Source organism: Methanosarcina subterranea (assembly GCF_055385895.1).
Genome location: NZ_AP042426.1, coordinates 3,114,310 through 3,127,189, shown reverse-complemented (window position 1 = coordinate 3,127,189; position 12,880 = coordinate 3,114,310). Strand labels below are relative to the sequence as shown.

8 protein-coding genes and 4 pseudogenes are annotated in these 12,880 nt (G+C 36.1%); 3 read left to right on the top strand and 9 right to left on the bottom strand.

The window, feature by feature from the left end; all coding sequences use genetic code 11:
- Positions 1–88: 88 nt before the first annotated feature.
- Complete coding sequence (locus ACZ5A8_RS13635) at positions 89–349, bottom strand: hypothetical protein (RefSeq protein ID WP_464529693.1); 261 nt, start codon at positions 347–349, stop codon at positions 89–91.
- Between the two features lie 435 nt (positions 350–784).
- Positions 785–1,114, bottom strand: coding sequence for a CRISPR-associated protein Cas1 (locus tag ACZ5A8_RS13630; protein WP_464529692.1), 330 nt, complete (start codon positions 1,112–1,114; stop codon positions 785–787).
- Positions 1,115–1,460: 346 nt separating this feature from the next.
- Between ACZ5A8_RS13630 and ACZ5A8_RS13625 the strand changes: the two genes are divergently transcribed.
- Together ACZ5A8_RS13625 and ACZ5A8_RS13620 are read left to right on the top strand one after the other, a co-directional pair.
- Positions 1,461–2,519, top strand: a complete 1,059-nt coding sequence (locus tag ACZ5A8_RS13625) for a transposase (RefSeq protein WP_464529690.1) — start codon at positions 1,461–1,463, stop codon at positions 2,517–2,519.
- A gap of 428 nt (positions 2,520–2,947) precedes the next feature.
- Complete coding sequence (locus ACZ5A8_RS13620; RefSeq protein ID WP_461650085.1) at positions 2,948–3,136, top strand: hypothetical protein; 189 nt, start codon at positions 2,948–2,950, stop codon at positions 3,134–3,136.
- 110 nt (positions 3,137–3,246) lie between these two features.
- Here the strand turns inward: ACZ5A8_RS13620 and ACZ5A8_RS13615 are convergent, their stop codons facing one another.
- From ACZ5A8_RS13615 to ACZ5A8_RS13585, 7 genes and pseudogenes are all read right to left on the bottom strand, one after another.
- A complete protein-coding gene (locus tag ACZ5A8_RS13615) occupies positions 3,247–3,780 on the bottom strand; it encodes a cupin domain-containing protein (RefSeq protein ID WP_464529688.1) in 534 nt (177 codons plus the stop codon).
- Between the two features lie 789 nt (positions 3,781–4,569).
- Positions 4,570–4,677 (bottom strand): hypothetical protein, encoded by a 108-nt coding sequence (locus ACZ5A8_RS13610; RefSeq protein ID WP_461652481.1) that lies wholly within the window; start codon positions 4,675–4,677, stop codon positions 4,570–4,572.
- Positions 4,678–4,709: 32 nt separating this feature from the next.
- A pseudogene (cas1, locus tag ACZ5A8_RS13605) lies at positions 4,710–5,364 on the bottom strand (CRISPR-associated endonuclease Cas1).
- A gap of 212 nt (positions 5,365–5,576) precedes the next feature.
- A complete protein-coding gene (locus ACZ5A8_RS13600; RefSeq protein ID WP_464529686.1) occupies positions 5,577–7,859 on the bottom strand; it encodes a right-handed parallel beta-helix repeat-containing protein in 2,283 nt (760 codons plus the stop codon).
- A gap of 479 nt (positions 7,860–8,338) precedes the next feature.
- Positions 8,339–8,962, bottom strand: a pseudogene (locus tag ACZ5A8_RS13595) (transposase); the annotation flags it as partial.
- A 24-nt stretch (positions 8,963–8,986) separates the two neighbouring features.
- Positions 8,987–10,614 (bottom strand): annotated as a pseudogene (locus ACZ5A8_RS13590) (IS1634 family transposase).
- Between the two features lie 66 nt (positions 10,615–10,680).
- A pseudogene (locus ACZ5A8_RS13585) lies at positions 10,681–11,483 on the bottom strand (transposase); the annotation flags it as partial.
- Positions 11,484–11,976: 493 nt separating this feature from the next.
- Between ACZ5A8_RS13585 and ACZ5A8_RS13580 the strand changes: the two are divergent.
- Positions 11,977–12,654: a hypothetical protein gene (locus ACZ5A8_RS13580; protein ID WP_464529684.1), complete on the top strand. Its 678-nt coding sequence runs from the start codon at positions 11,977–11,979 to the stop codon at positions 12,652–12,654.
- Positions 12,655–12,880: the final 226 nt, after the last annotated feature.

The window sequence follows — 12,880 nt, the reverse complement described above, 5'->3', positions numbered from 1 at the left end:
TTTTAAAACGCTGTTGGAAACATTTCCTTTACTTGGGAAAATTGTATAAGTTTTTTCAATATATGTTAGGTTTATAACCTCATTTAGATTATTTCAACCCTGGAGATTTTAGGGAAATTCGAAATTCCCAATTTAATTTATTTTTATTTACAGGTAAGAAATTACATCTGACCATCGCTTCTTTAAACTGCTTATTTGTGATAAAGAAACCATCTGGTGCTTGCTCAAAAAGAATTTTAAGTGCATAACTAGTGTAATTTTTATTTGGTGTTTTTTGTGGGAGTATATTTAACATTATCCAATTATCCAGGGCTTTTTTTTCAATATCGGTTAATTCGTAATCACTCATTTTACTCACTCCTATATTTCATAATTTGTCAATAAAGTACCACTGAGCTGTGCCTTGATTTCCTTTACTTGTGACCCATACATTTGTTAAAAGACCTGAACTAATTCCTACAATGATACCACCAGTAAAAACAATAAAATCTCCATCTTAAACATCTATTTGAGACACACTTAAACCAAATGTGCTTTTAGTTTTTCTTCATGAAATAGGTTTAGGTTTCTTGCTGGCATGTACACTTTTGTATATTTTAATTATCTTCCTTTATTATGGTGTTCAGGTCGTTGAGTTTACACAAAGATCACAGATAAAGCCAACCTGGGAGCACATAGGTACGAGCCAATTATAGCCTGATGGTGACAAGAGCAGGGGGAGAATAGGGTGGATTCTACCCCTCAAATATTGTCTCATTCCACAGGTATCAATGCAATATATTCCTCACCCTTCCCACGTCTCCAACCTCTCCTTTTCATGAGCATTAAGAGTAAACGGTTTATCTGACTTGGCATTCTGCTTCATGTAATGCAAAGTACCTTTAGAAAACCCTAATTTCTTCCAGTCAACGTAAGAAATATTGAGAATCTTTTGCCTTATATCATAAGAATCAATTCTCTCAATTTCATATTCAGGCGTAACGAAATCCAGTTTTTTCTTTTTGCTTTCGAGGTAATGGGCTAATTCTCTTACCTTCAGAAAAATAACATAACTCCAGGTACTTTCTTTACCCTGGTAACTTACCTTTTTATTCAGCATATTAGAAAAACTCATTAACAATCTTCCTGGCTCCTGTAGGTTTTAATCTGAGATTGTGAATTTCTGTCCTGATAAAGTTTTTACTTTCCATAGACCCACTTTCTACAGGCTGAAATCTGGCAGGATATTTTGAAGTTGCATTATGTTAATTACTGAAAGAGATATTGAAGAGAAGTATTTAGGGACCTGAAAAATTTTATGAAAAAAATAAGTGATATAAGTGTTTTATTCAATCAAATGACATTAAATTTAGTTCCCCTTTAAAAAATACAGCATATTTTTGTCTAAAATTCAATTTTACCTCGTTAAAAATCGTAAAATTTATTGAGGAGGGCGTATAATCCTCCTCTGGTGTTTGTTTGTGAAACCTCCGCTTATCCCAATAAACGAAGATTACAAATGGAAATTGCTTTCAGAGATATTAAACGTTTTTGATTTACGATCTACCAGGCAAATCCTTTCACAATATGGAATCTTACCTCTTGAGAAATCAATACCTGTTCTGAAAATCGTCATTCTAAGCATGTATTTTTGCCTTGAAATTTCCTATGTAGTCAGAGAACTGGAAGAAAAGAAAAAATTACGAAAATTTATGAGAATAAAGTCAGTACCTTCTGAAAATGAAGTATACAGTATTATGAGCAGCTTTGATCCGGAGCAGTTTATCAACTTCATTATCGTATTACTTAACAGCGTTTGTTCTCGGCGTAAAAGAGGTTTAAATCATATCATAATCGATAGCACAGACATCAATCTTGATCTTAATTGGTTTAAGAGAAAAATTAGCAAAAAGATGTTAGAAGATCGAGAATTTAAATGGGGACACTCTAAACATCGAGGTTATTTCATAGGGATGAAACTGAGTCTTGCCATGGAATATCCAAGCTTAAAACCGTTAGCTTTCGTCGTTAATGAAGCAAATGTTAGTGAATACACGGTTTATCCCCAGATTCTAGAAGAGCTAAAGAGAAGAAAGAAAATAAGACCAGGAGATGTACTTTATTTCGATAAAGGTTATTTTTCATATGAAAATTATGTAATAGGAATAGCAAAATACAAAATAGTTCCGATTATTTTTCCAAGGATAAATTGCAATTACAATAAACTTTTCGACATGCTAAGCTATCCTTTGAACATATTTGATTCAAAAAGAAATACGGAAGAGGAAAAGAAAATATATAAAAGACTTGTAGCAAAATTTAAATCTTTGATGGAAAATTGGGGAGCACTTAAGTCTATTAGATCTCTCATTGAGGACGTATTTAAATTAGCCAAAAAAGCATGCAATATGGAGAATTTACACAGATATACGATGCGTTCTGTAAAAAAGTACTGTTCTTTGGCTGTATTTTTGACAGGGGCAGTTACAGCTTTCTTTATTAGCGATAAAAAGGGATTACAACGCTTGGCTGAGAGTTAAGAAAAAAAAGCACCATAGAAGTATTCTAATTTTTATGCAATTTCTCAGCTTATAGTTACTACTTTCAGTGTATTGAACAGATTTAAGAAACTGAATAAAGGGAAAGACTGGAAAGAACAGATAAAACCTTTTAACTTTTTCCTTGTAGGATTCCAGGCAATTATTGAAAACGATAAGGCTGTTAAGCCTCTGGCTCTGTTTACTAAGGATTACCAGAAAATAGTTTTACGAGCCGTTTATTTTACGAAACCGGAGAAATTAAGGAAGGATCTCAATATTTTAAACATTTGAGTAGAACAATTTTGCAGTATGTTGATTATCTTGAAAACAAGTTCGAGGATGACATTGGAGTTTTAGAGAGAAAACACATTCGAGCTGACGGACTGATTTACATCTGAAAGGAAGCTAATAATATTGAGGGTCAGCCTTTGGATGTAGAAAAGCCGCAAGTTTTCATTAATGAAGAAGAGGTAATAAATTTTATTTTGGCTTTAACTCCTGAAAAAACCCGAAAAATAGGGATTAAACATAGGAGTGAACTAAAGTATCTGAAGGAAAAAGCGAGAGAGGGAAAGTTAAACTTTAATACTGGTTATGAGAAAAATTTTAAAATATAGACTTACGCAGTTGAAATGAGAAATCAATAATATTAAAAACTTTAACTTCAAAATAATAAAAAAGAATAACGCTTTATGAAAATAAAGCGTTATTCCTTTCTCTTATGAGCTTATTCCGTGGTCACGCCGTCGAAGTCGGCTTCATTTGCTTCGGCTTCTTCTTTTGTGGCGCGCACGATGCCATCCTTGTGGTGCGCCGGGGAATAGATCGTATACAGTTTCAGAGACCCCTTTTTCGAAGTATTGATGATATTGTGCTCAGCACCTGCCGGTACTATTATCGCGGATCCATCACGTACTTCATATTCGTTACCGTTAATTATGCACTTCCCCTGCCCTTCTTCAAAACGGAAAAACTGGTCGGTTTCGTTATGCATTTCTATTCCAATTTCTTCTCCGGGCTTGAGGCTCATAAGTACCAGCTGGCTATGCTTTCCAGTATAGAGCACCTTGCGGTAATTGTCATTTTCCAAAGTGGCTTTTTCGATATCAATAGAAAATCCTTTCATTTTATTTTCTGCCGTCTTTTCAGTTACATTGCATAGCTCTTTAGCACTTACAGCCACTGCTGCCACTGACAGTAAAAAACAAACTGCCAGCAAAATACTCAGCGTCTTTTTTATTCTGCTAAATTGTGTTCCCATTTGTCCACATCCCAAAGTTATATCCAAATAGATATAGTTATTAAGCGATTTCCAGTTGGATCACTAGATTATTATTATTACTAAATATATAATATAAAGAAATATTAATTAGAAATTATATAAATCAGATATATATCAATCAACATTATAATTAAAACTCGATGTTGTAAATTTAGTTACCACATAGATATTCTATAATGAACTCCTTCACAACATTGTCTAATATTCCCAAATATTTTAAATGTTAAAAAGTTCTGTAAAATTGTAAATCTCAAATAGTCGCTAAACCAAATATAATACATAAATCAGAAATTTGGTTGGCTTGAAAAAGCCAGCTTCTAAAAAAAGAGATTTATTCATTTTCATAAGGCGACCTTTGAAAAGAGAAACAGTGTTTTTTTGGGGATGGCAACTTTCTAAAACTACGGTTGTGCATAATCTTCGCACTAGCGTACAAAAAATTCGAGATACCTATTACCCCGCACTCTTATTGGGGATATACAACGCTTAAAAAGTGTACGCTATTGAAAAATATCCACAGCACTGTTTTTTAGGAAGTTGTCCCAACAAAATTAGTTCTTTTCTATAAAGTCAGATTATAGTCAACTCATGAATTAATTGCACTTTTAATTTGTTCATCAAATAATTTAATCCAATTGTTAGCAAAAGATTTTGATTTAGCTAACTTGGTATATTCTTTTTTAATCAATTTTCGGAGTCGTGTAACTGATTCAATGAATTCTTTTAAAATTTTCTTCCTGACACTTTTCCATATAAATTCAATTGGGTTTAAGTCAGGTGATATGGTGGCAGGAATACAAATATTATATCCAATTGCTCTGTATTTCTGACTGTAATATCTGCATTATGTGTTTTTGAGTTATCCAGTACAACTATAGGATCATACTCATTTTCTTCTTTTATTCTTTCTAAAAATTCACATACATCTTTTGCCTTATGTCACAAGAATCAATTCTCTCAATCTCATACTCAGGCTTAACAAAATCCAGTTTCTCCTTTTTGCTAGTAAGGTAATGGGCTAATTCTCTTACCTTCAGAAAAATAACATAACTCCAGGTACTTTCTTTACCCTGGTAACTTACCTTTTTATTCAGCATATTAGAAAACTCATTAACAATCTTCTTGGCTCCTGCAGGTTTTAACCTGAGATTGTAATTTTCTGTTCTTATGAAATCCTTACTTTCCATAGCTCCATTTTCAACCAGGCTGATAACTGCCAGGTCAACAAGGAACCTGAAGGGCTCCTGAAAGTCATAAGCTAAGCTGTTCTTGCTTGGGGTCTTCATGCAAAAAGTATGAGCCCAGACCTGCAGAATTAATGGCTCTCAGGCATTCAGATTCAAGCAGAGAATAACCATAATTGAGCATAGTGTTTACCATATCTCCTGAACCCATAGCTTTTCTGTACTGGTCTATCCTGGAACAAAAATCATGTTCCTTTGGAACAGCCTTTGAAAACTCAGTCCAGTATTTACCGGCTAAGGTTCCCTCTGTTCCCATAATTTCCCTGATACTCTTTACAGCTCTTAGTTTTGCGAGTTCGTCCGAAATATCATATTTAATTTCAGGATACCTTTGGCTCAGGAAATCAAGGACAGCCTTAGACTTATGAAATTTTTCTTATCTTCTGGATTAAGTTCAATGAACATCCCATAACTAAGAGCATTTACAAGGATCTTGATAGCCTGAGCTCTGCTTGATAGATGCTGAAATTCAGGATCATTTTTATCTGATAATCTCACTGTAAGAGGTGCTTTTCCGGATACGGCGGATACTTAGAAAGCAGCGGCAGATGGGTAGCTAATACTACCCATATATATATCAGGGTTATACTGTACATTTCGGTAATCCTGCCACACTATTCTGTCACCAAAGATTGCGGGAAATTCCTGCTCTGATATATTTGTGGTAATCTGAATTTCGCTGGAAGTGGTGATATTATACATATATATATCATCGTTGCCGTTCCGGAAATCATACCACACAATCCTGTCACCATAGATAGCAGAATTATGTGCTCTTCCGCTGGTTGAGATCTGAGTTACCCTGTGAGTGGAGAGATCATATTTAAAAATATCCGAACTTGAGAGATCATACTCATCTGCAAGGCGATAATCCTCCCACACGATCCTATCATCATAGATAGCAGGATTACAGGCTTTTCCGTTTTTAGTGATTTGAGTTACCTTACAGGTGGAAATAGTGTACATACAGATATCATGGTTTCCTCCATCATGCCTTTCCCATACTATCCGGTCACCGTAGATAGCAGGGTGAGTATTATCTGATTCGCCTTTTGTAATCCGGATTTCTTTGCGGGCGGAAATACTGTACATGTAGATATCGTGGTTTCCTGCATCGAGCCTTTCTTCCCATACGATTTTGTCACCATAGATAGCAGGGTGAGTGTTATCTGACTCATCGTTTGTAATCCGGGTTTCTGTGCTGGTGGAAATATTGTACATGTAGATATCCTTGTTTCCACTGCGCCCGTCTTCCCATACTATTCTGTCGCCAAAAATCTCAGGATTTTCCTGCCATGATTCATTAGTAGTGATCCGAGTTTCCTTCGAAGTGGCTATATCGTACATATAAATATCCCAGCTTGCATTTCCCAGGTCTCCATTTCGATAATCCTGCCACACTATCCTATCACCGTAGATAGAAGGAAATTCCTTGTATGATACGTTGGTGGTGATTTGAGTTTCATTTACGATAGGTGAAACGCTTTGAGCAGGAGCAATGCAAGCGACAATGTTATTGAGTTTTATCGCAATATCCTTTCCAGCATCAATCCATTTTTTTCCATCCCAGAGGCCTGAAACCGACAGCAGCTGATAATCATGATTTTTCTGGTCTGCAAGAGGATTAACATATATATCTGTTGTCGATGTGCAGTTTTTATAATCTCCACGCACATTATTGTAAAGGCTGTTATTTTGCAGCACTAAATCGTATATTTGGGGGAAATTATTTATTGCTGCATATCCTGTCCCGTTCGGATCTATTGTACCCTCTTGAGTGTTTACGATTGTGTTGTTGCGCACAGTAATCTTGAATAATCCACCTGCCGGAATATACTCCGGAGGGGACGTGAGGTAGATAGCAGCACCATAGCATCTGTCAAATAAGTTATTTTCGATAAGGGTCCCATTGAATCCATTCGCTACAATGCCCCCGATTGAGGTAATACTGGGATTAGTGCCAGTGCTGTAGAAGATATTGTGATGAATATGGACACTTTTTCCCTGATCACCGACGCTAGTAGATTCATCATAATCTGGCATCCAGATCCCAGGCCCAAAACTGTTACAGATAGTATTGTTATACACCTCTACATCGTTGACGATCGCTGTCTGATTTGAGGAATCAGGTCCTTTTTCAATCTGTATTCCCGGACCTCCTGCACTCCAATGGTGGAAAGAGTCGATGACGTTATCGTGGAATTTTACGTGGTTTGAGTTCCATACTCTGAGAGCGCTATTGGTCCTGCAGGTTATTCGGTTGTTCCATGCCTCTACATTTTCACTCCTGAGTACAAACAGACCGTCGTGTCCCAGCTTGTATATAGTGTTGTTGTAAAACTGAATGTTTTTACCCTTGTTTATCCTCAATCCGTCCCCATTCCCATCGTGCATATACATGCCGTATACTTTTACATTATTACAGTAAGTAAAGTACATTACATTGTAGTATCCTCTACCCAACAGAATTTCACGATTGCCCTCATAGTTTCCATCGACCTCAAAGCCCCTTACTGTAATGTTATTTCCTTTGCTGCCCATCTGCTGGATAAGAGGTTTCATCGAAGGCCAGCCTGCGTGGTTAGCAAGTTTGATCACAGCAGTGGAGTCTCCCTCAAGAATTGTATTGTCGCCAATCAGGATACTATCATCAATAACGTAAGTAAAAGGTCCTTTAAGATGGACAGTTGTGTATTCACTGTTATTTGCTACAAATTGCAGCGCCTGGTTTATCTGTACCTGATCGCTTTTTCCAGCGCAGTTATAATCTCCGCTGCCGTCCCCTGCAACATAAATTGTTTGCGGAGAACTCATACATGAAGCAGAAGGAACGCATACAAAGATAAAAGAAAATACAAGAAAAGAAGTTACTAATTCTCGTCTGAACATAACGATCACCAGGGGCAGGTCGTAACAATATTTGTTAATAAGCTCTCTATGAAATATTCAGTGTTTTTTAGTTTAGACTCCAGACAAAATTACATACTATCAGTCACAATATACTTCAAATCGAATGAATTTATTATCTTGTGTTTCGAATAACTCCGCTAATTTCCAGAGACTCCTCCACCAACACAAAACTCCTATGTTTGAGCAAAACAAAACTTGAATCATCTGTAACAGTTATTTAGAGTATTATATCATAGCACTCTATGATATTATAAAATTCTTCGCAAATTACTTTTTATCCTTAGTTTGACAGAATCCACTAATTGGTACTGAATATTTCTCTTCATTTTTGGTCTAACTGAACTTGACAAGTTACCTAAATTTATAAAAATTTGTTATATCTTCTATGTAACTCCATTCTTTTTTGTTACAATCAAGCTATTTATCCCGTCAAAATTAGCAAAAATATATTCTTTGATTCTATTTTTCATGAACTTGATTGTAAGTGTCAAATTCCTCAAACTTTTTTTGATGAATTTTGTAGACGTGTGTTTAATCTCCTTGAATTCATCTCGCATTAGCGATATGAATAATTGAGCAATAAAGCCCAGGAGAATAGCTCCATAAATGCTATCATCCGACCAAACCCTTAATGGCTTAATCTGAATTTCGTTTTTTAACGAGTTGAATATTTTCTCAATAGAATCCTTTTCTCGATATATCTCCAATGCCTTTTCAAGTGTCAAATCCTTACTTGATCTTAGGCAAAAAAATCCTTCTCTTCCATTAATTATGGAGCTTTTTAGGAGTTCTATTGCTTCTTGATCACTAAGCTCTTCGAGCTTAGTCCTGAATGAGTAATCAATCTCAATCAACTCATTGTTGACTCTGAATTTCTTGGGAAGTTTTTTATTCTTTACGATTACTTCCTGGATCTCTTTTGCTTCCTGTAACTTCCTAAGAATTATTCTTGCTTTCGATTCCAACTGTTTCTTCTGTAAAAATTCAGAGTAATAAAAATGCTTGATCCTGTATTCGGCAGGTTAACGTAATTAGAGATATATATTTTCATATTTCTCTCCCATGAGACTCAATATCTTCCAGTGAAGATCCTCCATATTCAATATTTCTGACTCTATTTCTCCTTCTTTCTGAGTCCTAAGCTCTGTAATTCCCTGGAAATTGAAAAATATCCATCTCATTGTAGGTCTTTTTGTTTGTTTCCCTTTTTGATCTGGAACCGTTTCATTTTCTTCTTCTAATTTTGTCCTCAATTTCCATTCTGCAACTGAATAAATCATTAAGCAGAGAACCATTATCATAGCCAGCGCTTCAATTCTTTTTTTGTTCTTGAGGTAAACTTTCGATATGCTAAAAGTATCACTTTTCAAGAATCTGAATCCTTTTTCCACGTTATCCTGCCCTTTGTAATACTTCAGCATATCCTCAGGAGAAATACTGATATCATTACTTGCAAGAATGAAAAGTCCCATTTTCTCCATCTCTTTCAAAACAAAAGCATCATTAACCTTTATGATGCCTTCAATCCTGTAATAAGTCTTTAATACCTCATCTTTTGAAATTCTGCCTCTTTTACCCGATTCATGTTTCTTAATGGATTTCAAATCCACTTTTTCAAACACAACCGAAGGAAAATCTTGAATCCATTTCTCTGCGGCTTTTAATGCATCCTCTCGCAGAAAAAGTCCTCTCCTTTCAGCTTTTTAAAAGCCTTCTCTGCTTTTTCAACCTCTTTGTCAAGTTTCGTCCTGAGAGTTTGCTCTTTCTTCTCTTTCATCTTGTGAGAAAGCAGCAAAACCCACTTTTGTTTGACTCCGCCATATTCCACAAAGGTTTGATAAAATGAGTACCTCTCATCACTTTTTAACGGTTGCAGGTTCAGATTTGCGGTTAACAGTTCTTTTGCCTCGGTAATTGTTGCAGGAACACGACTGATCCAGAATGACTTTCCTATGTTCTTGATATTATTGTCTGTGTAAAAGGAACTATCAGCGACATAGTACACTTTGCTTTCAGGTCTTAAAGCTGATTTGAGAGACTTGATTGCTTCCAGAATTGTGTTTTTGTCTGAAGCATTTCCTGAATGTGTATTCATGAAAAAAGGTATACCATGCTGATTAACAATTAAGCTCAGTACAAACTGTTTAAGGTCCCATCTTCCGTTTTTAGGAATCCCAAAAGTAATATCAATAGACTCAGTTTCTTCGTCATCATAATCCCCATAAACGCTGACACTTGTAGTGTCAGCGTGTAAACAATGAACAGGGATAGGTAGACGGTTCATAATGTGAAGAGTAATTTCCGTAAACAGTTTTGTAGAGCCGTATTTGACTATTCTGTCAAGAGTCTCTCCGATAACATATTGATTCAGGTCTTCTCTTGTTACGTTGTTCTCGAGAAGCCTTTCCGTAGAAATGTTTTTGAAAAAATCAGGAAACAGGTACAGACGTTGCCCTATGAAACCAAGAGCATTAAGTACCATGGCAAGGATGCAGACTGAGTGAGGGATATTATGATCTCTTTCTTTTGGAAGTTTCTCATCGATCAGTTTGTCAACTTCAAGTTCTCTGAAAACTCCAGCTATGAGACCAAGGTGACCTAGGAAACTTGTACGTTTTAAAGAGGATTCAACTCTTCGACTGCTGTTTTTCTCTGCCATGGAAAGACCATGAGAGTGATATAAAATTAATAATATTAATCTATATGTTTACCTGCCGAACGCAGGCTTGATGCTACTTGGCCTAGTGATTTTAATCTCATATACATTTTTTGGAATCTACTAGTTCAGCTATTCCTGGATCAAAATTCTCAATAATTTTGTCGTCACTTGTATTTTGAAGTGAGATACTGCATCTTATCTTCTTGTATAAGCTTAATATTGTCTACGGTATTAGCTCCTTTATCAAAAACAATAAGAGAGCCTTTTTCTAGCCTATTTTTTACCTGGTTATAAGTGTCAGAAAAATGCTGCAAGTCAAGAACGTTTCCTCTATTCACTGTAATTCCGATAGGTATGTTTATGGGTTTTTTGAGTTCGCTAACTCCAACTGTTATCTGCAATTTATCAGGTCTATGATCTCTACTGTATCCATATTTACCAAGTTTGGATTTTGTGCCGTGAAGAACTATACTTGTCCAGTCCAGGTTTATATCAGTTTTTTCAAAATCATAAACAGAAAACAGACTGTCCAGAATATCCGAGAGGATTTCCTCTCTGTTACGTCCCAGGATTTCAAGGGTTCTGTAAAGGACTCTTTCATGGAATCTTTCAAGGTTTAAGAGCTCAAGAATTTCTTCCTGATTTAACCATTTCCCAGCTTCTTTGATGCTAAAATTATCGGTGAGCTTATAGCTCACCAATCCTATCAATAAACTATTGATATCAAAATCCTTACTTTTATGCTTGCTAAAAATAGCACAAAAATTAAGTTTTTCATAAAAGGATTGGACAGCAGGAATCGATCCGATAGGAACACATATATTCTTGTTCGGAATTGTAGGGAATGCTCTCTGTTTTGTGATGTTCATTTGACCGAATAACACAAAACAAAGAGCATTTATTTTTATCTAACTGTCAAAGTCAGGTTAAAACAGGAAAAGCCCATTGAAGAAGACCACACCGATGAATCAAATTCTCTATCTGACTTTTCACTTATTGTGAGCATTGCAGCAGATAGTGCAAATCTTCCATCAGGTTCAGCCCTATTGTTTTATCTTGGTTTGTTAATTTATTTCGTTTGGTCGAATATTTTGAGAAGATTTTTTACTTAAACTCATAATTTTTTCATATGCTCTTTTATTTTCCATTTATCTTCACTGATAATTTTTCTGGATTTACTTACAGGATCAAAAAGAAATATTTAAGACACTTAGAACACGTGCTTATTAAAGCGAGGTGTTTGAAATAAATGAAACAAATAACTGTTGTCTTGCTGACTATTTTTGTAGTTTTGGGGTTAGGTTGTATCAATACCTCAACAACAGTAGATGATGCTGAAACAGATGAACCGATATCGCTGAAATGACTATTAGTGAAACTCCAGATGAAAAACCGCTGGTGAAGTACCGTGTTTCGGTTCCTTACTCTCAGGATATGAACGGTTGGATGCAGGAATATGCTCTGGAACATCGTACCAGCAATCAGGAAGAGCTGCACCTGTTTACATTCTCAGATGGAACGCAATTCGAATTCTGGATGACAGGTACAGGCGCGGTTCAACAGGGGTTACTAACCGAGTCTGAGTGGACAGAAGAACCCGACGAATCCTTATCCCCAAGCAAGATAACTGAAGAACAATTCGAAGAAAATCTTAACACGCTGACCAGTGAGTGGAATGGTGCATACTTCGAATGGCAGGCGGATAACAATTACGGTGAGAGGTTGTATGTTTACACAGGGCAGCCATTGGCTGGACTAAGCCCAAGTGATGCAGCATCATTTTTGAAGAATTATATTGACTACAAACCAGACAGGGATGTGTATGGTCTTGTAATTCAAGCGCCTGCGGCTGATAGTCAAAATACTATAATTAAAGCCTTTGTATACAAACCCAAAGACTATACGTTGTATGAACTTGAAGAGCTAAGCTTAGGCGATAAAAGTTATATAATGTGGATTGATACTACATACATAACTATCGTTAATGCTATTGAGACGAACACGCTCACAAACCATCCGGGAAAAATGGGATTCCTTTGAATCCCATACTTTTATCACAGGCTGTTCAGCACTTTTTTTGCAGCAGCGCTATCAGGATGATCAGCCAAATAGCGCTCCACGTAGTGCCTAAACGGGACAGGTCTACCTGATCCACGCATGGAAGCCTCCTTTTATCTCACACGCTTGCCCTTTCCGGCAGTCTGTAGATTCTCTAGAAATGTACAGATAACATGATTATATCACACAGACATTGTTTATTGAGTAA